Here is a 23,691-nt window from a genome sequence, read left to right on the forward strand (position 1 = left end):
GGCTGTCAGCCCTGTTTTCCAAGTCACGAGATCAGAAGGCGTTTAGCGAATCCATGAAAGGCCTTTTACGGACGTTGCTGCCGGCGGTAGTACTGGCACTGGCCAGCCTGTCGGCTCCAGCCGAGACCTTCGAGGTTTCGGACATTCAGGTGGAAGGTCTTCAGAGGGTCTCGGCGGGCAACGTCTTCAGCGCTCTGCCGATTGAGGTTGGTGACCGGATCAACGACGCTACGGTCGCCGACGCCATCCGCAATCTCTTCCAGACCGGCCTCTTCGCCAATATCCGCCTCGCCCGTGAAGACAGTGTGCTCATTGTCTCCGTCGAGGAACGCCCCTCCATTGCCCGGATTGAGGTTGAGGGTAACCAGAACATCAAGACAGAACAGCTCCTGGAGGGCATGCGTCAGGCCGGGGTGGAGGAAGGCCAGATCTTCCAGCGTGCCACTCTGGAGCGCCTTGAGCTCGAGATCCTGCGTTCCTATGTCGCTCAGGGCCGCTATAACGCCGATGTGAATGCCGAAGTTGAGGAGCTCGCGCGCAACCGCGTCGCCATCAACTTCAACATCAATGAAGGCGAAGTCGCCGCCATCCAGCACATCAACATCATCGGTAACGAAGCGTTCACCGAGGAAGAACTGATCAGCCTGATGGAGCTGCGTGAGACTGGCTGGTGGAACTCGATCACCAACGCGGACAAGTACGCGCGCGAGAAGCTCTCCGGCGACCTTGAGAGTCTGCGCTCCCATTACCTCAACCGCGGCTATGTCGAGTTCAGTGTGGAGTCCACCAATATCTCACTGGCCCAGGACAAGAAGCAGGTATTCGTAACCCTCGCGGTGGATGAGGGTGAGCAGTTCAAGGTCCGTGAGGTCACGCTCAACGGCAACCTGATTGTGGACGAGGAGGAGCTGCGCAAGCTGGTGGTGCTCGAGGAGGGTGAGCTCTTCTCCCAGGAACGTATGACCATGACCACCGATCTGATCACACGGCGGCTGGGGCGCGAGGGCTACAGCTTCGCGAATGTGGAGGCCACGCCCCGCACCCATGATGACGGCACCGTGACGGTCGCCGTGGATGTTCAGCCCGGCAAGCGCACCTACGTGCGCCGCATCCGCTTCGAGGGCAATACGGCCACCCACGATGAGGTTCTGCGTCAGGAAATGACGCAGATGGAAGCGGGTGTGGCCTCCTCGAGCCGGATCGAGACCTCACGCAATGAGCTTGAACGTACCGGTTACTTCGGGCAGGTCAGTGCCGATACGTCACCAGTGCCCGGTACGGACGACCAGGTGGATGTCACCTACTCGGTGGAGGAGCAGCCCACCGGCAGTCTCTCCGCCAACATCGGCTTCTCCCAGACCTCGGGGCTGATCTTTGGCGCCAGTGTCTCGGAGAAGAACTTTCTGGGCAGCGGCCGGCGTGCCTCGCTGGGCCTGAACAAGAGTGACTCGGTCACCAGCGCCAACATCTCCTACACGAATCCCTTCTACACCGTTGACGGGGTCAGCCGTGGCTTCAGTCTTCAGGCGCGGGAAACCGACTATGAGGAGGAGGAGGTGTCCTCCTTCGTGCTGGACACCATCAGCGCGCGCATGAACTTCGGTTATCCGATCAGCCAGTACACGCGCCTGAACTTCGGGCCCGGGTATGAATACAACCGGATTGAACCCGGGCGTTTCCCGGCCCAGGAGGTCACCGGGTTCATTGATGAAGAGGGCAACTCCCAGAGCGCCTTCCTGCTGCGGGGTTCCATTGTACGCAATACCCACAACCGGGGGCGCATGCCAACGGCAGGCTCGCGCAACAGCCTGACCGTGGAGACCGCAGTGCCCGGCAGTGACCAGACCTACTACAAGATCACCCAGAGAACCGACGCCTACTACCCGCTGACCAGTAACCAGCGCTGGGTGGCGCGGCTGCGTACCAAGTTCGGCTATGGCGATGGTTTCTCTGATACCGGTTCGCTGCCCTTCTACGAGCATTACTACGCGGGGGGGTACCACTCGGTGCGCGGCTTCGAGGCCAACAGTCTGGGCAATCGGGCGACTCCTGCTGAGGATGATCCCTTCCCGAATGATGACCGGCCCTTCGGCGGCAATATCATCGCGGAAGCCAGCGCCCAGCTGATCTTCCCGGTGCCGTTCGCGGCGGACAGCCGCAGCATGCGCTCCTCGGTGTTCCTGGACGGCGGTAACGTCTTTGATACCGCGCGTGGTTTTGACCCGGCGGCTGATGAGATCCGCTATTCCGTGGGCATCGGTTTTGAATGGATCACCGCCATCGGTCCGCTGGGCTTCAGTTTCGCGGAGCCACTTAACAACGAAGCGGAAGACGACACGCGCCGCTTCCAGTTCTCACTCGGTCAGCAATTCTGAGTGGGCCTCTGGAAGAATCCCGCCCAGGCGGGCACAATGGGCGGCATTCATTCAGCATGACAAACATCAACACGGGGAGGCGATCCATGAAACGGACGCTGACAGTCGCTGCGGCTCTGCTGATGCTGGCAGCATCGGTGCCGGTACTGGCACAGGAACGCATTGGCGTCGTCAACCTGCGTGAGGCGGTATTCTCCTCGAATGCGGGCGCCGAATTCGGTGACGTGATTCAGGGCCAGCTGAAAGAGGAACAGCAGGCCATCAGTCAGCTCGAGTCGGAAGCCATGGAGATGCAGGAGCGCCTTGAAAGTGATGGCGCCATGATGAACGAGTCCGAGCGCGAAGACCTGCAATCCCGGTTTGAGAAGAAGGTCCAGGAGTATCAGCAGCGGCGTGCCCGCTTCCAGCAGGCCGTGAACCAGCGCCAGCAGCAGTTTCTCCAGCAGTCCCGGCCAGCGGTGGACGCGGCCATGGAAACGCTGCTGGAAGAGCATGATCTGGACATCGTCATTCCGGCCGAGGCGGTCATCTACGCCAAGCCGGATATGGACCTGACCGACAAGATGATTGAGCTGCTCAATGAGCAGGCCGGTGACGGTGACACAAACAACAATTGAGCGGCGCTGATCCGCGGCGGGAGTGTGGATGCACAGCGTGGAACGAACCCTTTCCGAACTGGCTGACCTGCTGGGCGCGGAGCTCCGGGGCGATGGCAGTAAACGGATCACCGGCCTGGCTACTCTGGCCAGTGCCGGTGAGGATGACATAACCTTTCTGGCCAATGAAAAGTACGCGCGCCAGCTTGGTACAACCCGGGCTGGCGCGGTTCTCGTTCGGCCGGGGGAGGCCGACCAGTGTCCGTGCAGTGCGCTGGTGACGGATGACCCCTATCGGGCGTTTGCCCGTTTGAGCCACCTTTTCAATCCGGAGCCGGTACGCGAGGCGGGTATCCATCCCTCCGCGTTCGTGGCCGAAAGCGCCTCTGTTGCCGAGACCGCCTGGATCGGACCGGGCGCGGTGATCGACCAGGAAGCGGAGATCGGTGAACGGGTGCGGGTAGGGCCGAACAGTGTTGTGGGTGCGAGGTCACGCGTGGGTGCGGATACCGTGCTGGCAGCCAACGTAACGCTCTACCACGGTGTCACCATGGGTGAGCGCTGCCGCATCAGCAGTGGTGCCGTGATTGGCAGTGATGGCTTCGGGTACGCGCACACCGGCAGGAACTGGGAGCGGATTGCCCAGATTGGCGGTGTCCATATCGGTGACGACGTGGACATAGGCGCCAATACCACCATCGATCGGGGCGCTCTGGACGATACCGTCATCGGCAATGGTGTGAAGATCGATAACCTTGTGCAGGTGGCCCACAATGTGGAGATCGGTGACCATTCCGCCATGGCGGCCCTGGTCGGCATCTCGGGCAGCACGCGCATCGGGCGGCACTGCGTTTTCGGCGGTGCCTCCGGAATCGGTGGCCACCTGACCATCGCCGATGGCGTGCAGCTTACCGGTATGACCATGGTTACCCGCAGCCTCAAGGAAGCGGGAGTGTATTCCTCAGGGACAGGGGTGGAACCCAATCGTGACTGGCGTCGCAGTGTGGTCCGGTTTCGTCAGCTCGACGATATGGCTCAGCGCCTGCGCCAGATTGAAAAAAAACTCAGTGAATGACGTCGAGGCTGTGGCGCATGCAGATTGAAGACATTAAACAGTACCTTCCGCACCGATACCCCTTCCTCATGGTGGATCGGGTGACCGAGGTGCGCGCCGGTGAGTATATTGCCGGAATCAAGAACGTCTCCGTCAACGAACATTACTTTGAGGGGCATTTCCCCACCAAGCCCATCATGCCGGGCGTCATGATCGTCGAGTCGATGGCACAGCTCTCCGGTGTACTCGGGTTTGTCACGGTTGGGCGCTCACCGGCGGATGGCTTCACCCATTACTTTGCCGGCTGCAACAAGGTCCGCTTCAAGCGCCAGGTGGTGCCTGGGGATCAGCTCGCGCTGGAGGCCACACTGATAGCCGACAAGCACAATATCTGGAAGTTCGACTGCAAGGCCTGGGTCGGTGACCAGCTGGCCTGTGCCGGCGAGATCACGACCGCCGAGGGAGCGATCTGATGACGGCCGATGCTCATCCGGGAGTGCATCCCCAGGCCATTGTTGATCCCGGAGCCCGGCTCGGGGAGGGGGTAACTGTTGGCCCCTGGACCTGGATCGGGCCCGATGTGGAGATCGGTGACCATACCGAGGTGCGCTCCCATGTGGTGATCAATGGCCCCACCCGGATCGGCGCCAGCAACCGCATCTTCCAGTTCGCCAGTGTCGGTGAGGAATGCCAGGACCTGAAGTATGGCGGTGAGCCCACCACCCTGGTGATCGGTGACGGCAATATCATCCGCGAGAGCTGCACCCTACACCGGGGCACTGTGCAGGACCGGGGCGAGACGCGGGTCGGCAGTAACAACCTGTTCATGGCTTATGTCCATGTGGCCCATGACTGCATGATCGGCAACAACACCATCCTGGCCAACTGCGCCACTCTGGCCGGCCATGTGGACGTGGACGACCATGCCATTCTCGGCGGCGGCACCATGGTGCATCAGTTCTGTCATCTGGGGGCCCATGCCATGACCGCCGGGGGCAGCATCGTGCTCAAGGATGTGCCCGCCTTTGTCATGGCCGGTGGCCAGTCCGCCGGCGCCCATGGACTCAACATCGAAGGCCTCAAGCGTCGTGGTTTCAGCAAGAGTGCGCTGCATGAGCTGCGCCGTGCCTACCGCATCGTCTACCGTGAAGGCCTCACCCTGCAGCAGGCGATTGAACGCCTGGATCAGGAGTTTGAGGGCAGTGACGAAGTGGCGCTTTTTGCCAGTACCCTGCGGCGGGCGGAACGCGGCATCGTCCGCTGATTGGCCATGGACGCGCTGCTTTCCCGGGGCTCAGCCCCCGCGCCCGGCCCGATCATTGTCCTGGTGGCGGGAGAGGTCTCCGGAGACCTTCTGGGCGCGGACCTCATGCTCAGCCTGAAACGCCATTTTCCCCATGCCCATTTTGTCGGTATCGGCGGTGAGCGCATGATGGCCGCAGGCCTCCACTCCATCGTCCCCATGGAGCGCCTATCCGTGATGGGACTGGTGGAGGTGCTGGGACGCATCCGGGAGCTGTTCGATGTCCGCGCCCGGGTGCGCGAGTACTGTCTGAACAATCGGCCTGCCGCGCTGATCGGGATCGACTCGCCGGATTTCACCCTGGGGCTGGAGCGCCAGGTGCGGGAAGCCGGCATCCCCACGGTGCATTACGTGAGTCCCTCCGTCTGGGCCTGGCGGCGCGGGCGCCTGAAGGGCATTGCGAAATCAGTGGACCTGATGCTGACGCTGCTGCCGTTCGAGGCCAGTGTCTATCGGGACCATGGCATTCCGGTGCGGTTCGTGGGCCACCCGATGGCCGACCAGATCCCCGAGGAACCAGACCGGCAGGCGGCCCGCAGGGAGCTGGAGCTGCCCGAAGCCGGCCAGATGGTGGCGCTGCTTCCCGGCAGCCGGGGCAGTGAGGTGGGCGGCCTGGGCCCGCTGTTCCTGGAAACCGCCGAATGGCTGGCTGATGCCATGACGCCGGCGCCCACTTTCGTGATTCCCTGCATCAACCGTCAGCGCCGGGAACAGATCGAAGCGATGATCCGTGGGAAGGAGGCCTGGCAGGCGCTGGACGTGCGGCTGGTGGACGGCCAGTCTCGCACTGTGATGACCGCCGCGGATGCCGTTCTTCTGGCTTCCGGCACCGCCACACTGGAAGCGGCCCTGCTGAAGCGGCCAATGGTGGTGGCTTACCGGGTGAACGCGCTGACCTTCTGGGTCGCTTCACGCCTGGTCTATGTGGACCATGTAGCATTGCCCAATCTGCTGGCCCCGGAACCGGTGGTGCCGGAGTTCCTGCAGGAGGATGCCACGGCGGAGGCCCTGGGGACGGCACTGAAAACCCGGTTGACCGCGCCGGAGACCATTGAGCACGAACGTGCCATCTTTTCGGAAATCCACCGGCAGCTGCGCCGCAATGCCAGCGACCGCGCCGCTGAATCCGTGGCGGCACTGATCCGTGGGGAACCCCTTCCTGAGGACCTGGAGAACACATGATCCTGGATGATGTATCAGTACCCTATGAGGGGCTGTATCTGGCCGGCGTGGATGAAGTGGGCCGCGGGCCCCTTGCCGGCCCGGTGGTGACGGCGGCCGTGATCCTGGACCCGGACCATCCGGTGGAGGGGCTCAGGGACTCCAAGAAGCTCAGTGAGCGCAAGCGCGAGGCCCTGTTTGGTGTCATTCAGGAGCGGGCACTGAGCTGGGCGCTGGGGCGTTGCGAGGTGGCGGAGATCGACGAACTCAACATCCATGGAGCCACCATGCTGGCCATGGAGCGGGCAGTGGCCGCCCTGGCGCCGCCAGCTGAATACGTGCTGGTGGACGGTCACCGCTGCCCGGACTGGCAGTGGCCCTCCTCGCCCGTGGTGAAGGGCGATGGCCGCGTGGATGCCATTGCGGCTGCCAGCATTCTGGCCAAGGTCACCCGGGACCGGGAAATGGTCGAGCTGGACCAGCAGTATCCGGGCTACGGTCTGGCCGGGCACAAGGGCTACCCCACGAAGGTTCACATCGAAGCCTTGCATGCCCAGGGCGCGAGCCCGGTGCACCGGCGCTCCTTCTCGCCCGTCAGCAAGCTCTGAGGGGCGCGTTCAGCCCCCGACCAGCTGATCGAAGATCCGGAAACCGGCGATGTAGGTACCGGCCGCCGACCCCACCGAGGAAAGGATGAAGATCAGCAGGGTGCGCGCCACCCGGTTGCGCCACCACCCCCTGACCTCGATCACGTCATGGCGAAGGTTCGAGAAATCCGCCACCTTGGGCCGGCGCAGCAGCAGTTCCACGCCCGCCGCCACGAACCCCGCACCAACCGTCGGGTTGAGCGAGGTCAGTGGGGCCGCCAGGAAGGTCGCCACAATGGTCAGTGGATGGGCCAGGGCAATGGCTGAGCCCAGTGCCGACAGCGCGCCATTGATCAGGAACCACTCCGAAACGAGCTTGACCCCCAGTTCCGTATCCCGGCTGAAACCGATCACGAAACCGGCAATCACCAGGGCCGCCACGACCCAGGGCAGGTAGCGCAGGAAGCGCCCGCTGGGTGGCACCTGCTCCAGGCTTTCGCGCTCTGATACGGGGTCGGCGGCGGGCTCGCCTTCAAGGTGGCCGCTCAGCCCCTTCAGGTGGCCGGCGCCGATCACCACAAGCACATTGTTGTAACCCTTGCCGGCCATGGATTCCATCAGCCTCAGGGCCATGTAGCGGTCGCGTTCGGAAATCAGTGGCCGGTAGAGCTGCTCGGATTGCTCTGCAAACTCGGCAAAGGTGGATTCCAGTACGTCACCTTCCTTGAGCTGTTCAATGCTTTCCGGGCTGACCGTCTCCCGGGTGAGCAGGCTGGCGAACAGACCACTGCCCAGCTGCATGCGCTGCCACCAGGACACGCCGCGCCAGACCCGGCGCAGGGTGGTGCCGATGTCGCGGTCGATCATGGTCACGGGCAGGCCGGCGCTTTCTGCTTCATGCAGGGCCGCCTTCATCTCAGCGCCCGGCTCGATGCCGGACTGGTCTGCCACCCGCTGCTGGAAGGCGCCCATGGCCAGGTGTGCCGCTACCATGCCCGCCTGGCCGTTACGCAGCACCTCGAACAGATCCATCTTCGCCATCCGGTCCGGATCGGCCAGGTTCTGATAGCGGGAATCGCACAGCTCCAGCGCCACGGCATCATAGTCGCCGGAGCGGATCAGCTCCGAGACTTCATCCGCCGAGGCTTTCGAGACATGGGCCGTGCCCACAATGGTGAAGGTGGTTCTGGCGTGCTCGACTACGGCGCGCGGGCCCTGATGATCCTGTTCGCCCATGGGCAGCGTACTCACTTGGACAAAGCCGCGATTGTCACCTGTAGGCGCCTGCCCCGCAAGCGAATCAGGGCCCATCGTGCGCAAGGTGCGCTCCTGCAGGTTTTGCCTGGTCGCAGCCATGGCTGCTCCTACAATGTTGCTCCGTCCCGGGTGGCTGCAGAGTATGAGCGGCCATGGCCGCGAAATCCTTAAACCGGCCCACTCCCACGATGGTTTGACGGGCCGGTGGGGTGAGGCGCATTATCGCGGCGTGATTGATATCACACTAATTGAAGACGAGGAGCGATAGTCATGGCCAATACCAAAGCCTACGCCGCCACGGCACCGGATTCCGGTCTTGCACCCCACGGCATTGATCGCCGGGAGCTGCGAGCGGATGACGTTGCCATCGAGATCGACTATTGCGGGGTCTGCCACACGGACATCCACTTCGCCCAGAATGACTGGGGGATCACCAAGTACCCGCTGGTGCCCGGGCATGAGATTGTCGGGCGCGTCACGGCCGTTGGCGACCAGGTCAAGGGGTACGCCGTGGGTGACCGCGTGGGCGTGGGCTGCATGGTGGATTCCTGCCGTGAGTGCGAGGCCTGTAAGGACGGACTGGAACAGTACTGCCTCCAGGGCATGACCCCCACCTACAACGGCGAGGATCGCTATGACGGCTCCGTCACCTTCGGCGGTTACTCCGAGAAGGTGGTCGTGAGTGAACACTTTGTGGTCAGCATCCCGGAGAAGCTGGAAATGGCCCACGCAGCGCCTCTGCTGTGCGCCGGCATCACCACCTATTCACCGCTGCGCCACTATGGCGTGAAGGCCGGCCACAAGGTGGGCGTGATCGGTATGGGCGGCCTTGGCCACATGGGGGTGAAATTCGCCCGGGCGCTGGGCGCCGAGGTCACCATCTTCACCCGTTCCGAGAGCAAGGTCGCGGAGGCGAAGCACCAGGGGGCTCATCACGTGATCGTGTCCACGGATGAACAGCAGATGAAGGATGCGGCAGAGAGCTTCGATTTCATGCTCGACACCGTTCCTGTGCAGCACGATCTCAACCCCTACCTGAACTGCCTCAAGTACGACGGCACCCACATCCTGGTGGGACTTCTGGAACCGGTGGACCCTGCCGTGAATGCCGGCGCCCTCGTGGGCAAGCGCCGCGTACTCGCCGGGTCACTCATTGGTGGTATGCCGGAGACCCAGGAGATGCTGGACTTCTGCGCCGAACATGATGTGCGCTGCGATATCGAGATGCTCGATATGCAGCACATCAACGAGGCGTACGAGAAGGTGAAGAAGGGCGAGGTCAAGTACCGGTATGTGATCGATATGGACAGCCTGAAGCAGGCGGGCTGACGCCGCAGGAGTGGCCACGGCCGCGACAGGGGGCAGAGAACCACTGCCCCATGTCTCGCACGTGTTTCGAAGCCATGGCTGCTCCTACGGGTTATCCGCTCCAAGAGGCCGCCCGATGAAGGCGCTTTCGCACGGCGTGGCGCTGAACTTCAGCGGGTGGCCGGGCTGCTTCTGGGTGGTGCCGTCCCCCCGGTCCACCTCGATGACCATGTGGCGGGCCTGGATCTGGGGGTGCTCTGTGGCTTCTCTCAGGGTCAGGACCGGCTCCACGCAGGCATCCTGCTCACTGAAGATCGCCTGCCATTGCGCCAGTGTCTTCCCAGCTATGGCCTCCCGGAGTGCGCTCTTGAGTACTTTCTGGTCTTCAGGTTTCGGGCTCAGCCCCCTGGCGGCCAGTTCCGGCTGGCCGATTACGCTGAACAGCTGCTTCGCGAACGGCGGCTCCAGACTGCCAACTGAGAGCCAGCGTCCGTCCGCCGTGCGGTAGTAGTCGTAGAATGAACCGCCATTGAGCATGCCACCTTCCGGCTCCGGTTCCTCGCCGGCGGCCAGCCAGGCAGCGCCGGCCATGGCGTTCATGGCGAAGGCGGCATCGGTCATGCTGATATCCACGTGCTGGCCCTCGCCGGTCTGGCGCTGGTGCGTGACCGCCGCCAGTATGCCCATGACCGCGTGGTGTGAGCCACCGGCCACATCCGCCACCTGGACGCCCAGTGGTGGCGGCCCGGTCTCCGCGCGGCCGCTGTGACTGGCCACACCGGACAGTGCCAGATAGTTGATGTCGTGCCCGGCCCGGTCCCGGTAGGGGCCGGTCTGGCCGTAACCGGTGATGCTGCAGTAGACCAGCCCCGGGTGCAGGGCGCTCAGGCTGTCATAGTCCAGCCCGAAGCGCGCCATCACCCCGGGGCGGAACTGTTCCACCAGCACATCGTACTCGTGAATCCGTTCCTTCACCCATGCCACGGCCTCCGGCTCCTTGAGGTTCAGCGTCATGCTGCGTTTGCCGCGGTTCAGGTAGGCGTGTGCGGTGGAGACGCCGCCGTCGTGGGGCGGCGTCATGCGCGTGAGGTCCATGCGGTCCGGGGATTCCACCCGCAGGACCTCGGCCCCCATGTCCGCCAGCATCATGGTGGCGTAGGGGCCGGGGAGCAGGGTGGAGAAATCGAGTACCTTGAGCGACGTAAGCGGTCCCGTCATCTGGGTTTTGTCCTCTGTTGCGGATGGCTCTACCATACGCACCTGTGAACAGGCGTCCACCGGCGCCGATGCTCAGATCCATTGACCAATCCGCTCACCGACACGGACGCTCATGGCACGCCTTACTGTCTCCGCCCATTTTGTAACCGCAGCTCTGGCCGGCGCCAGGCGCCAGGGGTATGACACCCATGCCATGATGCGTGAGGCGGGGATTGAGCCGGAGCTCATCGAGCAGGATCAGGCGCGGGTGACCGGTAACCAGTACACCCGGCTGATGCAGGTGATCTGGGCCACCATGAAGGACGAGTTCATGGGCTTCGCCCCGGCACGCAGTCGCCCCGGAACCTTCGCGACCCTGTGCCAGCTGGTGATCCACTGCGACAACCTTGACTGTGTGCTGCGCCGTGCCAGCCATTTCTACGGCCTGTTCGAAACCGGCATCACCATGCCGCTGAGTATCCATGGCGAGGAGGCCCTGATCACGCTCGAGACGGAAGCACCGCTCAGCGAAGACAGTCACCACTTTCTCCGGGAATCGCTGCTGGTGATCTGGCACCGGCTCAGCTCCTGGCTCATTGGCCAGGGCATACCGTTAACCCGGGTCAGCTTTGACTACCCGGAGCCGGCCCACAGCCATGAATACCGCGGCATCTTCCATGCGCCGATGCTGTTTGACCAGCCGCAGACCGGCCTGGCCTTTCCTGTGCGTTACCTGCAGGAGCCGGTAATCCGGGATGAGCTGGAGATGCGCCACTTCCTGATGACCTCGCCGGCGGACCTGATGGCCCGGCCTGATGACCGCAACAGCTACACCGCCCGTATCCGGGCCCTGATCGGGCGGGACTTCACCCAGCCCATACCGGATTTCGAGGCCATCGCCCAGCAGCTCAACACCAGCCCCCAGACCCTGCGCCGGCGACTGCGGGCGGAGAACACCTCGTTCCAGGAGATCAAGGACAACCTGCGGCGGGACATCGCCATTGTCCACCTCACGCGGGATCAGCTGTCCATCAACGAGATCGCCCACCGAGCCGGGTTCACGGAGACCTCCACCTTCCATCGGGCCTTCAAGAAGTGGACGGGGGTTACACCCGGGGGCTATCGCTCGCGCTTCTGCTCGTAAAGACGCTGGTCCGCGTGGCGCAGCAGGGCGCGTGAGTCGTCCAGGCCGGGCTGCTCGTTGCCCGCCACGCCCACGCTGAATGCCAGGGGAATCGAGTGGCCCGCCCACTCAAGTGGCTCATCCGCGAGCCCCTGTTGCAGGCGGGTGGCGATGTGCGTGGCCGCCTGCACGCTCTGGTTGGGCAGGACCACCACGAACTCATCCCCGGCAAAACGGAAGACGCTGTCGTCCTCACGCAGCTGGCGGCGCAGGCATTCGCCCAGGTGGCACAGGTAGGCATCGCCGCACTCATGGCCGTGCCCGTCATTGATCCGCTTGAAGCCGTCACAGTCAATGAACAGAAGCGACAGCGGCATCTGGTAACGGCGGGAACGGCTCAGTTCCTTCTGCAGGACTGTCTCCATCTCGCGGCGGTTGCGCAGACCGGTCAGGGCATCCCGGGTCGCGAGACGGCGAAGCTGTTCCCGGGCAAAAGCGGAATCCAGCCCCAGGGAGGCTTTGACCGCCAGCTGCTCAAGGAAAAACGCCCCCATATCCCGACTGTAACGCCCTGCTGTGCGGGTCCCCAGCACCAGGCCGCCGGCCAGTCTTTCCTCGACCAACAGCGGCAGTATGGCCATGGACTGGATGCTGCTCTGCCAGACGGGTGGGATCAGGTACTGGCAGCTGCGGGTGTCCGGGATCAGTATGGGCTTCTGGCTGCTGCCGGTAAGGCGGAGGAAGTCCGCAGCGGGTGCGTTCACACGCAGGCTCAGGGCGCCGTCCTCGCTCAGCATCTCCCATAGTGGCTGGTTGGCCTCCACGTCCGTCAGGACCAGCCAGACCTCATCCAGGTCAAAGCGATCGCGCACGCGGTCCACCAGCCGGTCCAGAAAGGCGGCGCAGTCGCGACACCCCATGATCTCCCGCTCAATCTCGAACAGGTTGCGGGCGATGCGCTCATTGCGGCGGGCATGCTCGAGCAGGGACTCGAGGGAGATGTCGTCAGGGTAGTGCTGGAAGGCTTCCGGCATGGCGGTTTGTCATCCCGCTGACAGTGTGCTTTAGAGACCACGTGAGCTCAGCGCTGAAGCCTACCATGGGTGGTTCGCGCCGTCAGTCCACCATGTCCCACGAAGCCTCCGCACGGGAACTCTGTTTTGTTGTGTGACCTGTGTCACACAAACGCCTCATTTAACAAAACGCAACGCTGGGCAACACTCGAGCAATGGCGTGCCCACCGGGTTTAAGTTATTGATATTAGTCAATGGTGAGTCGGCGGGCTGGTAATGACTGGTACAGACTGCCTTCTTTGACACAAACGGACGTCGGTGTGGCCAAAGTGTATGCGCGGAAGGGCTATAGAATTGCAAGTGTAACGAACTGTAAATGACCAAGTGAATCACACTTCATAAAACACGATCGCCTGGAATCAGGCTCGGATAACAAGAGCAGTAGGAGCCTCTATGCAGACCACGCACGGAACCGCAATTCGACGCCTCGCACTTGGCATTGCCCTCGCAGGTGCCAGCGCGGGCACCCATGCCAGTATGGGTAATATCGGCACCAGCTACGGCATATTCCCGGAAGACCTGGCCACCGCCCAGGCACTGTCCATGTTCAATTCCCAGGTCTCAGCCAACTACTATAACCCGGCTGCCCTGGTGAAGGACGAGCGTGGTGAGCTGACCCAGGCGATCATGCATTCTGAACAGGAGCTTCGGGCGGAGCGGCCAAACGCCGACAGTGAGGTGCTCTCAAATGACCCGAGTCAGAGCATTCTGCTGGGTATGAAGACCAATGTTGGCTCGCTCCTCCAATCTGGCCACCCGATCCATCTCGGATTCATTGCCGGTGTGGAGAAATACGGCAAGGAGATGCTCGCGTTTGGGTCGGAAGCATCAGAGACAGGTCAGTTCATGCGCTATGGGCGTGAACCGCTGTTTCTCTCCCTCGGCGCTGGCACCAAAGTCTGGCGGGGGCTCAGTATAGGGGCTGCATCCCGAATCACGCTTGATGCTACTGCAACCCTTAACGCCACTTCCACGCTTGCAGGGAAAACTGAACAGGAAGAACTTTCCGTCGAGGCGGAACCCAACATCCGCTCCATTCTCGGGCTGACCTTGAACTGGGGAGATACCTTCTGCCCGGATAGCAGCTGCTTCCTCAGTGGTTTTGAAAGTGCGCTGAGCTTCCGGAACAGCTCTGCATCCTCCACGGCCGTTAACTCGAACATCATTGTCAAGCAGACCATCCCTGATCCTGGCCTGAGTCTCGCTGTATCCACCATTGACTCCTATCAACCGGAAATCTACGCCTTCGGTACCCAGTACAAGGGGGATGGCTGGCGGGCCGGCTTTACGGTAGAAAAGCGCGAGTGGTCCGGGCTGGAAGGCGAGCTTGAAGCCGACACCATCAGGGACCAGGAAGATGCCTCCGGCAGCGCCGCGCGGAAAGCGGAGTTTCAGGACACTGTCGTCCCCCGTATCGGAGCTGAAATGGATCTCTTTGGTCGTTTCAAGTTGCTCGGCGGGCTGGCCTATGAGGAATCACCCCTGAAAAGCACACGGACTCCCAAGCTCAACTACATCGACAATGATCGCATCATTGCCGGGCTGGGGCTCAGCGCCACCTATGAGCGGACACGGTTTCTGCGGTATCCGGTCCGGTTTGATATCGGTTACCAGTACCAGCAGCTGGAGGAGCGCGACTTCACCATTGAAGACATTGACGGCAACACACAGCCGGTCACTGCAGATGGCGAAATTCACGTCGTCAGTGGCTCCGTCACACTGAAGTTTTAAGCGGAGATCATGCCATGAAACAACAATATACCCTGGCTCTGATTCCCTTGCTGCTGCTTACTGGTTGCATGGGTGGTGAAGAGCAATCCGATGATATCGCAGTCTCAGCCTCAAGTGCGGGTGGTGATGCCTACCTGAGTTATTCCTATCCCACAGATGGGCAGGCTGGTGTCAGCCCCAAGGCGGAAGTAGTGCTTCGGTTCTCCCATGCTGTTGCGGATTCAGCAGCGGAGGCGACCAGCAAGATCCAACTCGAGAAGGATGGCGAAAAAGACATTCGGTATTCCCTGGAAAAAGTGGATGGCGGTCGCAGCCTGGTGCTTACCCCGAATGGTGGGCTGGATGCCCAGTCTGATTACAGTGTGACCTTTGAAGGCGGTTCGCTCTTTGCAGCGGATGGCTCCTCCATCACTGAACCCAATGCTCAGGGCGAGCCCGGGATTCAGTTCTCAACGCGGAACCTGTATGACGGGCCGAATAACAGAGTAGAAGGGGCTGACTCGTTTGAGGTGTCTTCGGCCGTCCCGCTGCCGGACAGCCAGAAGAGCGAGCCAGGCCAGTTCGGCCCCATGAACTTCTCCACCTTCCGGCTGAAAACCACCCACCCAGTGCATCCGCAATGGGAGGATATGGGCGGCAGTGTTGAGCTGACGGACAGCAATGGCGAGCCGGTTGATGCGAAAGTGATCATCCGGGGCAACAGCATCACTGTTGATCCCTGTGTGACGGAAACGCTGGCTGGGTGCGGCAGTAAGGATGACGTCCTTGAAGCCGGCGAAACCTACACCCTGACCCTGAATGATCTGCCCAGCAAGACGGATGGGGATCAGGCGCTTAACCAGGAGTTCAAGTACACGCCCCGTGATACGGCGCCGACCGTCGTGGCGGAACAGATCAACGTGGATTCCGGCCTGGCAAGCGGGGAAAGTGAGGACCAGGCTACAAGATCCATCCTGAACGGCCAGATCATCAATGGGGTTACCCTCAACTCAGTGCTGCAGGGCACGGCAGGCCCCTCCCAGCAGACTGGCTCTCTCTTCGCGGAGCTTGGCTATGCACCCAACTTCGACTCGGACGAGCCGCTGCCTCTGCGTATTCCGCGAAACAGCGTACTGCGTGGTACCAGCATTGACGTGAAAGTGGGCGGTGAGGTCCCGATCCTCAAAGCCCGTGCCGGTGATGGTAACTATGGGCCGCAGGAGACCACTGGTGACATCAAGGTCACCATGATTTCGGACGCCACCGGCTATCTCAGTCCCAACCCCTACACGGACGATGACTCCGCGCCACGCCACGTAACGCTGTTCATGGATATCGCCATGAACACCGAAAGCGAGCAGCCGAACGCAGCGCTTTCACAGGACCTGATGGGCGTTGAACTTCGGGGCATTGCCATGGTCCGGGATGGCGTGCTCACGATTGATGCGATTGGTGTTGTTGAGCCCGAGCTGCTGGGGCAGGAAATCACTGACTCCATCATCGCCTTCAACCTGGAAGGTGATATCTCCGAGGACGCGCCCACGGATGCTGCGGATCTGCGTCCGGTGGATGATAAGCCGCCGAAGCTGGTGAGTTGGATGCCGGGTAATGGTCCTGATTCGGCTGACCCTGCGGTTCCCAAGACACGGCAACGGATGCATCGCCCGGGTGATCCGGTGACCCTGAACTTCAACGAGCCCATTGATGAAGACTCTATTAGCGAAGGACTTACTCTGGATGCGGATGGCGCCGAAGTTACCAACCTTGAAACCAAGGTGGATGGGACGACTGTAACCGCAACCCCTCCGGGAGGACTGAGACACAATATAGATAATTACACGCTAACAATTAGCAATCAGCTTACTGATCTGGCTGGAAACGGGGCCACATCGAAAGATCTAGAATTCTCGTTGCCGCCGACACCTGAATCAAACTCAGACCTGACACCTGCCCGTCCTCCATTGGCTTTGACAACATACCCCGGATTTCCCTGTGAGACTGACTTCTCTGAGATGGACCTAAGCGCAGGGGTTCTTGGGCAGTGTTACGACGACGGTGCCGCAGCTTATGAAGACGGGCGCAACCCAACACGGGATACCCTGCCAGTCAGCAAATTGCCTGCTGATCGCCCGATCACGGTGGTCTTTTCTCAATCGATGAACTTGGACTCCATTCGACTGGGAGAAACGTTCACCGTAGAGAAAGTCAACGAAAATGGTGATCCAGTTGCGGATGACCCTGCAGTGACCGGCCGCTTGGAAAAGAATAATCAGCGGATTCGCTTCTACCCGGACGAGCCGTGGGAGCCGGGGGCTTTCTATCGGTACACTATGGCTTCAAACACAGATGAAAACTCTGATGCCTGCAAGGAGGATCCTCCAGCGTCGATTTGCAGTTCCAAGGACCTGCCCCTTGAAACCGATCTTTTGGAGGGACTCGGTGGCGACAATGACACACCAGACCCTTTGGTTATCTATTTTGAGGGCGTTAAACCCAAGGACTCTGTGTTTACTCCATTACGCAATCTGCCAGTTCGCGATACAAACTCGAATTTCCTCGTGGATTGTGCCCCATCAGAGACAGACGATGGTAAGCGCCGGTTCAGGAATGATACGGATGAATGCTTGGAACCTTTTAACGATTCCACTGAAGGCAGTGATGATGAAGGCTGGGAACCTGCGGCTAACGCAACCAAGCTGGGAGTTATTGGGGGCACAGCGGAAGCTGAGGGAGCTGCTGTAGACGATCAAGCAGCCCAAGTTGGATGCGTGGCTGGAGAAGGCAAAAGCTGTCCACGAAATAAGTTCATCTACCAGACTTACGCGCTTAACACAGAAGTCAAAGGACCTGGTGTTTACGAAGCGTCTGATGGCACGAAGCACAAAGGTGTGCTTGTTGATTTATATCCAACTATGCTGGCCACAAGCTCAATTAGCGTTTTCACAAAGATTTACTTCCTCGACCTTATTCCGCTGCAGGAAGAAACAGTGACAAATACACAAGTACTCAGAATGCGCTATGCGAAAGATGATCCCAGCTGTGACGACGACCAGAAAGAGTGTGCAAGAAATTCATTAATCCCAGGGGTGATAACGACGGGTGATAATGGTCAGCCGATCTTTGTGACGGAGGTTGACCTTCTAATTGACGCACCGGATATGGAAATTCCTTTAGGAGGCACACATGATCTATATGGTCGGCCGTTTTCTCTAAAGCTAAAAGGAGATATCACCTTTTTCGATGATGGCCGGATGCAAATTGAACAATGGAATACCCAGGCAGTCGGTCACAATGACGAACTGATGGTAACTGCGAATACTGGGGGGTTTGAGGATGCAGGGATAGTAACTCTGAAGCTTCCTCTTGAGATTCCTAAAGAAGGCTTATACCTCAATTTTATATCAAATCCTGTAAAGGATATACCGCAGGAGTTACGACAGACTACATCGGAGCAATGACCGATCAGGCCAGCCTCCGGGCTGGCCTTTTTAGTGGAAATCCGCCCCCAAGCCCTTGACGGGCGGGGCGCGATTCCATAGGATACGCACCACATCGACGGGCCAAGGCCCAGCGGTGACAAAGCAGTTGCGGGGTGGAGCAGTCAGGTAGCTCGTCGGGCTCATAACCCGAAGGTCGTTGGTTCGAATCCAGCCCCCGCTACCAGATTCCGAAAAGGCAGATCAGTTACTTACTGGTCTGCCTTTTTTCGTTTCAGACCTCCCGATTTGCTCTGTGACACCTGTGTGCCGGAAGGACTCTCCAGCCTAGAGAGGTCAGGAGCCATCCGGGCGTCCAGAACCCTTAGCACGCGCCGAACGGTATCCAAGGTCGCCTTCCCGTTGTCATCCCTTCGCCCCCATCCCCCCATCGATCCGGTACATGGATCCGGAAATAAAGCTGGATTCGTCGGACGCCAGGAAGAGCACGCAGTTGGCCACGTCGATGGATTCGCCGTAACGGCCCAGCGGGATATTCTGCTCCAGCATGGTTTTCGCTTCTTCCGCGTGGCCGGGGCTGAAGCCTTCCTCGAGGGAGCGCATCATGCGCGTATTGACCGGTGAGGGGTGCACTGAGTTGACCCGCACGTTGTAGGGGCCGGCCTCCAGTGCGGCGGTCTTGGTGATGCCCACCACCGCGTGCTTGGAGCCGACATAGGGCGCGACACCGGCGCTGCCCATGAGCCCCGCCACCGAGGACATGTTGATGATGGACCCGGACTGCTGGCGGAACATCACTGGCATGACGTGTTTCAGCCCCAGAAAGACACCGCGCACGTTCACGCCCATCACCCGGTCAAAGTCTTCAAGGCTCTGTTCCGTAATGGGGGCAACCTTGCCCTCAATGCCGGCGTTGCTGAAGAACACGTCGATCCGGCCGAATTCTTCCAGCGTCTGTTCAACGTACCGCTGGACATCCGCCTCCTGCGTCACATCCGCCTGGATGGCCCGTACCGTACCGAGCTTGCTGAGCTCCGCCTGCGTCGCCTCAAGCTGCTGCTGGTCCAGGTCCACAATCACAACGCTGGCCCCTTCCTGAAGAAAGCGCTCGGCGGTGACGCGGCCAATACCGCCAGTGCCACCAGTGATGATCGCTGTCTTGTTCTGAAGTCGTGCCATGGGGTTGCCTCCTGACTGGTGCCCGCAAAGAACCGCTCGCCTGAGTCGAGCATAGGCCACCCGGAGCTCCAGGAACATGACATAGATCCATAATGAAGAAATCCGTGCGCTGCAGCCGTGATGTGCGGTTGGGAGAGGCTGAAAAAGGGGGGGTAGGTAGGGCACCGGAAGCGGGCGGTGCCGCTTCCGGTATTACGAGGGAGGGGGTCAGTTCATGCGGTACACGCTGTTGCGTGTGCGCTGGACGTCCTTGTGGAACTGGTCCATGTCCATGATGTCCTCGTCATTCTCGATCCACTCCTGCTGTTCGTCCTCGCAGGCCTTGGGCGAGAACCAGCCGGTGTAGGCGTAAAGTACGCCGAACAGCGGCGAGAGCCAGCAGGCAAAGGCCAGCGGGATGTAGAGCAGGTCGGTCATATCCGCGCCGGAGACGGTCAGCCCGAGCGAGGTGATCACCACCGCACCGCCGGCGTTCCAGGGGATCAGCGGCGAGATCAGTGTGCCGCCTTCCTCGGTGGCGCGGGAGAGGTTGAGCATCGAGTACCCCTTGCCACGGTAGGCCGGGCCGAACATGCGCCCTGTCAGGGTGATGGCCAGGTAGGGGTCGCCGGCGATGATGTTGGTGGCCATGGAACTGCCGATGGCGGAGGTCTGGAGACGGGGGAAAGTCTGTGCCCGGGCGACCAGTGCCTCGATGAGCACTTTCATGCAGCCGGTGCGCTCCAGGATGCCGCCGAAGGAAAGTGCGATCAGAAGCAGCGTGATCACCCATGTCATGGACTGGATGCCGCCCCGGTTGAGCAGGTTGTCGATCTCACTCACCCCCGTGCTGATCTCATAGCCGGAGAAAGCGAAGGCGAACAGGTTCTGGACCGAGGCCCCCTGGAAGATTACGGCGGTCAGGCCACCCAGAAGCACACCGGTGAACAGCACCGGCAGGGCCGGCAGGCGCTTGACGGCCATGGCGATCACCAGGATGACCGGCAGCACCGTCCACCAGGACAGGGTGAAGCTGCTGGAGAGCCCCTCGTTGATGGCGGCGATGCGCTCGAAGGACGCGGCCTGATCGTCAATCAGCCAGACACCGGCAATGCCATAGAGCACCAGTGCGATTGCCATGGTGGGCAGGGTGGTGGGCAGCAGGTTCCGGATGTGGGAGAACAGGTAGACGCCCGTGACGGCCGGCGCCAGGTTGGTGGTGTCGGAAAGGGGCGAGAGTTTGTCGCCGAAGAACGCGCCCGAGACCACGGCCGCTGCCGTCCAGTGGGCGGGCAGACCGAAACCGGCACCGATCCCCATCAGGGCCAGACCCACGGTGCCCACGGTCCCCCAGGAGGTGCCCAGGGACACGGAGACCACGGCGCACAGGAGAGTCGCTGCGGCCAGGAAGATGGTCGGGTCCAGCAGTTCCAGACCGTAGAAGATCAGGGTGGGCACGGTGCCGCTGGCGATCCAGACACCGGTGATCATGCCCACCAGCATCAGGATGCCCACCGCCGGCAGGCCCAGGCTCACCACCTGCAGCATGCCTTCTTCCATATCCTTCCAGCTCAGGCCGATGTAGCGGCCCATCAGGGCGGTTATGGCGATCCCCAGGACCAGGGGAACGTGTGGGGTGAAGGTGTCGAATACAAACAACTGGATGCCCAGCACCACAAAGGTCAGTGCAATGGGCAGAAAGGCCAGGCCAAGACCTGGTTTTGGATCATCAGAGCTCATAGTACTTCTCCATGACGTTTATCCCGGCGTTGCGGCCAGGGTGTGAACGTTGCGGGACAATGAAGTTCTGGATCAGACAGGTAGTGCGCCCCGTTTGGGGTGGCATACCTTATCAGGGTAGGGAGCTAATAAAACCGCTTATGGATTTGAACTACTGATGCGGCCATAAGAAAAACAAATGGCGCCATTCACGCTGGGCGCTGCCAGTGCCGCAGGCGCGCAGATGAACCGGGTGGCCGGCCGGGCATTGCGCCAGGCGGGCTCGGGCAAGGGGCGTGAGGGTGCCAAGGCGCGGGTAGCCGCCGATGGTCTGGCGGTCGTTCATCAGGCAGATGGGCTGACCGTCGGCCGGAACCTGCACGGCGCCAGCGGGAATGCCTTCGGAGATCATGGCGGTGTGGCGGCAGACCAGTTCCGGCCCAGTGAGGCGGATGCCCATGCGGTCCGTGCGGGTGTCGACCGTCCATTGCCGGTTGAAGGCCTGGTAAAGGCTGTAGCCGTCAAACCGGGCCGCCTGACCGCCGGGGATGAGCCCCAGACGGGCCGGTTGCTGGTAATCCATCCGCTGGGCGTTTGGCACATGGGTTTCCGCAGGAAAGCGGCCGGGTTCCTGTTGTGGGAATGCCAGCCGGTCGCCGGACTCCAGGGGACGCCCGCCGCCTTTGTGTCCGCCCAGTCCCTCGCGCGTGACGCAGGCAACGCTGCCAAGGCTGGTTTCCCCCTGCCAGCCACCGGGGATGCCCAGGTAGGCGCGCATGCCGGCGCGGGGCAGGTCGAACGCCAGCCGGTCGCCTGGATGCAGCTCAAACCGCTGCCAGGGCGTCAGCGGCTGGCCGTTGACGGTGGCCCCCAGGTCCGCCCCGGTGAGTGACAGGGTGGTACTGGTTTCGGCGACCAGTGAGAGCCCGCCAATGGTGATTTCCAGAACCGGAGCAACCTGAGCGTTGCCGAGCAGGGCGTTGGCCCAGCCAGCGGCGTACCAGTCCATGGGGCCACCCTGGGTCATCCCCAGATGCCGTACCCCGAAGCGCCCGGCATCCTGCAGCAGGGCCAGGGGGCCGGCTTGCTCGACACGCAGGGCACCGGCGCGGCTCATGGGGTTGCCTCCGCAACGGGCGTGGGGTCGCCGCCGAGCTCGATGAAGCGCTGCCGGGAGATCGGCACAAACCGGACCCGGTCCCCCGGCTCAAGGACCGTCATGGGCTCGCGGGTGGCATCGAACAGCGTGAGGGGCGTTCGCCCGATCAGGTTCCAGCCCCCGGGCGTCACCTGGGGGTAGGCCGACGTCTGGCGCTCGGCAATGGCGATGCTGCCGCGCGGAACCTGCTGCCGGGGTGTGGCCAGCCGTGGCGTGGCCAGCGCCGGGTCCACCAGCCCCATGAACGCGAACCCCGGCACAAACCCCAGCGCGAAGACCTGGTATTGCGTGGCCGCGTGAGCGGCCGCAACCCGCTGCGGGGACCAGCCGTTACGCTCCGCGATCAGGCTCAGCTCCGGGCCCACGCTGACGTCGTACCATACCGGCAGTTTGATCAGGCGCCCCCCGGTATCCTCGCTGCTGGGTTCCAGCCGTTCCAGAACGCTTTCCAGCAGTCTCCGTGACACAGTGTCTGTGAGCTGCCAGGGGTCGTACTGCACCAGAACCGTGGTGTAGGAGGGCACCATCTCGACCAGTGCGTCACCCAGTACGGCACGGCAGTCCCGGCAGAAGGCGGTGATCCAGTTCCGGCTGGCGGGGTCGATCCGGTCGGAGAAGCGCACCACCCAGGCATCAATGCCGGCGTTTTCCACCCGGGGTGTCATCATGGCGTTGACTGATGAATGGCGTCGCGGATGCGGCGGATGGCGGCGATGGATTCCGGGTTGTCGCCATGGACGCAGAGGGTGTCCGCTTCCAGAATCAGTTCGCCGCCGCAGCTGGTGGTGAGTGTTTCGCCCCGGGCGATCCGGCGGGCCTGTTCGATGATGGTTTCCGGCTCTGCGTGTACGGCACCGGGGTTGCTCCGGCTGAGAAGGTGGCCGTCGTCGTCGTAGGCGCGATCGGCAAAGGCTTCCAGCCAGAGGGGAATGCCGTGGGCCGTGGCCAGGGAGCGGACCGGGTGATTGTCCCGGGTGGACAGGGTCATGAGCGCCACCCTCGGGTCGAACGCCTTAACCGCGCGCATGACCGCCGCCAGGATGTCATGGTTTTTCATCATGTCGTTGTAGAGCGCCCCGTGCGGTTTGACGTAATGCACATCAGTGCCTGCCGCGCGGCAGAAGGCGCTGAGGGCTCCGATCTGGTAGAGCACGAGGTTCTCAATCTCTTCCGCTGAACAAGCCATGGAGCGCCGCCCGAACCCCATGAGGTCGGGGTAGGCCGGGTGGGCGCCGATGGTCACGCCATGGCTCACCGCCAGCTGCACGGTTCGCCGCATGTGGTCCTGGTCCGAGGCGTGGAAGCCGCAGGCGATGTTGGCCAGATCTACCACCGGCATGACGGCCTCGTCCATCCCCATTGCCCAGGGGCCGAAGCTTTCGCCCATGTCCGCATTCAGTCGCAGTCCTGTCACGGTTGTTTCACCACCTCAGCTTTGAAAGTCAGTGCGGGAACAGACCAAGGATACTGCAAT

19 protein-coding genes and 1 tRNA gene are annotated in these 23,691 nt (G+C 61.7%); 12 read left to right on the top strand and 8 right to left on the bottom strand.

Annotation, left to right across the window (positions count from 1 at the left end; translation table 11 throughout):
* The first annotated feature begins 53 nt into the window (after positions 1–53).
* The 7 genes from bamA to rnhB all read left to right on the top strand — a co-directional run bounded on the left by bamA (position 54) and on the right by rnhB (position 7,097).
* Positions 54–2,375, top strand: coding sequence for an outer membrane protein assembly factor BamA (bamA, locus tag GLW01_RS01990; protein ID WP_160897964.1), 2,322 nt, complete (start codon positions 54–56; stop codon positions 2,373–2,375).
* Between the two features lie 86 nt (positions 2,376–2,461).
* Positions 2,462–2,992 carry an OmpH family outer membrane protein gene (locus GLW01_RS01995; protein ID WP_160897965.1) on the top strand — a complete coding sequence of 177 codons (531 nt, stop codon included), beginning with the start codon at positions 2,462–2,464 and terminating at the stop codon, positions 2,990–2,992.
* Between the two features lie 28 nt (positions 2,993–3,020).
* Positions 3,021–4,046: a UDP-3-O-(3-hydroxymyristoyl)glucosamine N-acyltransferase gene (lpxD, locus tag GLW01_RS02000; protein WP_160897966.1), complete on the top strand. Its 1,026-nt coding sequence runs from the start codon at positions 3,021–3,023 to the stop codon at positions 4,044–4,046.
* Positions 4,047–4,063: 17 nt separating this feature from the next.
* A complete protein-coding gene (gene fabZ, locus GLW01_RS02005) occupies positions 4,064–4,498 on the top strand; it encodes a 3-hydroxyacyl-ACP dehydratase FabZ (RefSeq protein WP_151438872.1) in 435 nt (144 codons plus the stop codon).
* Positions 4,498–5,289 carry an acyl-ACP--UDP-N-acetylglucosamine O-acyltransferase gene (gene lpxA, locus GLW01_RS02010; RefSeq protein WP_151438873.1) on the top strand — a complete coding sequence of 264 codons (792 nt, stop codon included), beginning with the start codon at positions 4,498–4,500 and terminating at the stop codon, positions 5,287–5,289. The genes fabZ and lpxA overlap by 1 nt, the downstream gene beginning before the upstream one ends.
* Before the next feature lie 6 nt (positions 5,290–5,295).
* The gene (lpxB, locus tag GLW01_RS02015) at positions 5,296–6,510 is read left to right on the top strand and encodes a lipid-A-disaccharide synthase (RefSeq protein WP_160897967.1); all 1,215 of its coding nucleotides are present in this window, start codon (positions 5,296–5,298) and stop codon (positions 6,508–6,510) included.
* On the top strand, positions 6,507–7,097 hold the full coding sequence (gene rnhB, locus GLW01_RS02020) for a ribonuclease HII (protein ID WP_160897968.1): 591 nt from the start codon (positions 6,507–6,509) through the stop codon (positions 7,095–7,097). Before lpxB ends, rnhB begins: the two co-directional genes overlap by 4 nt.
* Positions 7,098–7,106: 9 nt before the next feature.
* Here rnhB and GLW01_RS02025 read toward each other — a convergent pair whose 3' ends face one another.
* Positions 7,107–8,312 carry a TraB/GumN family protein gene (locus GLW01_RS02025; protein WP_160897969.1) on the bottom strand — a complete coding sequence of 402 codons (1,206 nt, stop codon included), beginning with the start codon at positions 8,310–8,312 and terminating at the stop codon, positions 7,107–7,109.
* A gap of 291 nt (positions 8,313–8,603) precedes the next feature.
* Between GLW01_RS02025 and GLW01_RS02030 the strand changes: the two genes are divergently transcribed.
* Complete coding sequence (locus GLW01_RS02030) at positions 8,604–9,662, top strand: NAD(P)-dependent alcohol dehydrogenase (protein ID WP_160897970.1); 1,059 nt, start codon at positions 8,604–8,606, stop codon at positions 9,660–9,662.
* Positions 9,663–9,746: 84 nt separating this feature from the next.
* Here the strand turns inward: GLW01_RS02030 and GLW01_RS02035 are convergent, their stop codons facing one another.
* Entirely contained in the window at positions 9,747–10,859 is a 1,113-nt protein-coding gene (locus tag GLW01_RS02035) for a CaiB/BaiF CoA transferase family protein (RefSeq protein WP_160897971.1), read from the bottom strand.
* 112 nt (positions 10,860–10,971) lie between these two features.
* Here GLW01_RS02035 and GLW01_RS02040 point away from each other — a divergent pair, with 112 nt between their 5' ends.
* Entirely contained in the window at positions 10,972–11,982 is a 1,011-nt protein-coding gene (locus GLW01_RS02040; protein WP_160897972.1) for an AraC family transcriptional regulator, read from the top strand.
* Here the strand turns inward: GLW01_RS02040 and GLW01_RS02045 are convergent.
* On the bottom strand, positions 11,958–12,995 hold the full coding sequence (locus GLW01_RS02045) for a GGDEF domain-containing protein (RefSeq protein ID WP_160897973.1): 1,038 nt from the start codon (positions 12,993–12,995) through the stop codon (positions 11,958–11,960). The genes GLW01_RS02040 and GLW01_RS02045 overlap by 25 nt on opposite strands.
* A 432-nt stretch (positions 12,996–13,427) precedes the next feature.
* Between GLW01_RS02045 and GLW01_RS02050 the strand changes: the two genes are divergently transcribed.
* The 3 genes from GLW01_RS02050 (at position 13,428) to GLW01_RS02060 (ending at position 18,407) form a co-directional block, all read left to right on the top strand.
* Positions 13,428–14,765, top strand: a complete 1,338-nt coding sequence (locus GLW01_RS02050; protein WP_160897974.1) for an outer membrane protein transport protein — start codon at positions 13,428–13,430, stop codon at positions 14,763–14,765.
* A gap of 14 nt (positions 14,766–14,779) precedes the next feature.
* Entirely contained in the window at positions 14,780–18,202 is a 3,423-nt protein-coding gene (locus GLW01_RS02055) for an Ig-like domain-containing protein (RefSeq protein ID WP_160897975.1), read from the top strand.
* Between the two features lie 128 nt (positions 18,203–18,330).
* A tRNA-Met gene (locus GLW01_RS02060) sits at positions 18,331–18,407 on the top strand.
* Between the two features lie 179 nt (positions 18,408–18,586).
* Here GLW01_RS02060 and GLW01_RS02065 read toward each other — a convergent pair.
* The 5 genes from GLW01_RS02065 to GLW01_RS02085 form a co-directional block, all read right to left on the bottom strand.
* Positions 18,587–19,360 carry an SDR family NAD(P)-dependent oxidoreductase gene (locus tag GLW01_RS02065; RefSeq protein ID WP_160897976.1) on the bottom strand — a complete coding sequence of 258 codons (774 nt, stop codon included), beginning with the start codon at positions 19,358–19,360 and terminating at the stop codon, positions 18,587–18,589.
* A gap of 207 nt (positions 19,361–19,567) precedes the next feature.
* Positions 19,568–21,079 carry a Na+/H+ antiporter NhaC gene (gene nhaC / locus GLW01_RS02070; RefSeq protein WP_160897977.1) on the bottom strand — a complete coding sequence of 504 codons (1,512 nt, stop codon included), beginning with the start codon at positions 21,077–21,079 and terminating at the stop codon, positions 19,568–19,570.
* 151 nt (positions 21,080–21,230) lie between these two features.
* Positions 21,231–22,175, bottom strand: coding sequence for a biotin-dependent carboxyltransferase family protein (locus GLW01_RS02075; protein ID WP_160897978.1), 945 nt, complete (start codon positions 22,173–22,175; stop codon positions 21,231–21,233).
* The gene (pxpB, locus tag GLW01_RS02080) at positions 22,172–22,885 is read right to left on the bottom strand and encodes a 5-oxoprolinase subunit PxpB (RefSeq protein WP_340162425.1); all 714 of its coding nucleotides are present in this window, start codon (positions 22,883–22,885) and stop codon (positions 22,172–22,174) included. The genes GLW01_RS02075 and pxpB overlap by 4 nt, the downstream gene beginning before the upstream one ends.
* On the bottom strand, positions 22,882–23,631 hold the full coding sequence (locus tag GLW01_RS02085; RefSeq protein WP_160897979.1) for a 5-oxoprolinase subunit PxpA: 750 nt from the start codon (positions 23,629–23,631) through the stop codon (positions 22,882–22,884). The genes pxpB and GLW01_RS02085 overlap by 4 nt, the downstream gene beginning before the upstream one ends.
* Positions 23,632–23,691 lie beyond the last annotated feature (60 nt).

The organism is Vreelandella halophila (assembly GCF_009856365.1).
In the GTDB taxonomy this organism is placed as follows: domain Bacteria; phylum Pseudomonadota; class Gammaproteobacteria; order Pseudomonadales; family Oleiphilaceae; genus Halospina; species Halospina utahensis_B.

Excerpts from the sequence above, each read along its gene's own strand:
- GLW01_RS02075 (WP_160897978.1), bottom strand. The coding sequence starts at position 22,175 with ATGAGCCGCGCCGGTGCCCTGCGTGTCGAGCAAGCCGGCCCCCTGGCC.
- GLW01_RS02030 (WP_160897970.1), top strand. The coding sequence starts at position 8,604 with ATGGCCAATACCAAAGCCTACGCCGCCACGGCACCGGATTCCGGTCTT.
- rnhB (WP_160897968.1), top strand. The coding sequence starts at position 6,507 with ATGATCCTGGATGATGTATCAGTACCCTATGAGGGGCTGTATCTGGCC.
- pxpB (WP_340162425.1), bottom strand. The coding sequence starts at position 22,885 with ATGATGACACCCCGGGTGGAAAACGCCGGCATTGATGCCTGGGTGGTG.
- GLW01_RS02035 (WP_160897971.1), bottom strand. The coding sequence starts at position 10,859 with ATGACGGGACCGCTTACGTCGCTCAAGGTACTCGATTTCTCCACCCTG.
- GLW01_RS02055 (WP_160897975.1), top strand. The coding sequence starts at position 14,780 with ATGAAACAACAATATACCCTGGCTCTGATTCCCTTGCTGCTGCTTACT.
- GLW01_RS02050 (WP_160897974.1), top strand. The coding sequence starts at position 13,428 with ATGCAGACCACGCACGGAACCGCAATTCGACGCCTCGCACTTGGCATT.
- bamA (WP_160897964.1), top strand. The coding sequence starts at position 54 with ATGAAAGGCCTTTTACGGACGTTGCTGCCGGCGGTAGTACTGGCACTG.
- GLW01_RS02025 (WP_160897969.1), bottom strand. The coding sequence starts at position 8,312 with ATGGGCGAACAGGATCATCAGGGCCCGCGCGCCGTAGTCGAGCACGCC.
- lpxA (WP_151438873.1), top strand. The coding sequence starts at position 4,498 with ATGACGGCCGATGCTCATCCGGGAGTGCATCCCCAGGCCATTGTTGAT.
- lpxB (WP_160897967.1), top strand. The coding sequence starts at position 5,296 with ATGGACGCGCTGCTTTCCCGGGGCTCAGCCCCCGCGCCCGGCCCGATC.
- nhaC (WP_160897977.1), bottom strand. The coding sequence starts at position 21,079 with ATGAGCTCTGATGATCCAAAACCAGGTCTTGGCCTGGCCTTTCTGCCC.
- GLW01_RS01995 (WP_160897965.1), top strand. The coding sequence starts at position 2,462 with ATGAAACGGACGCTGACAGTCGCTGCGGCTCTGCTGATGCTGGCAGCA.
- lpxD (WP_160897966.1), top strand. The coding sequence starts at position 3,021 with ATGCACAGCGTGGAACGAACCCTTTCCGAACTGGCTGACCTGCTGGGC.
- GLW01_RS02045 (WP_160897973.1), bottom strand. The coding sequence starts at position 12,995 with ATGCCGGAAGCCTTCCAGCACTACCCTGACGACATCTCCCTCGAGTCC.
- GLW01_RS02065 (WP_160897976.1), bottom strand. The coding sequence starts at position 19,360 with ATGGCACGACTTCAGAACAAGACAGCGATCATCACTGGTGGCACTGGC.
- GLW01_RS02040 (WP_160897972.1), top strand. The coding sequence starts at position 10,972 with ATGGCACGCCTTACTGTCTCCGCCCATTTTGTAACCGCAGCTCTGGCC.
- fabZ (WP_151438872.1), top strand. The coding sequence starts at position 4,064 with ATGCAGATTGAAGACATTAAACAGTACCTTCCGCACCGATACCCCTTC.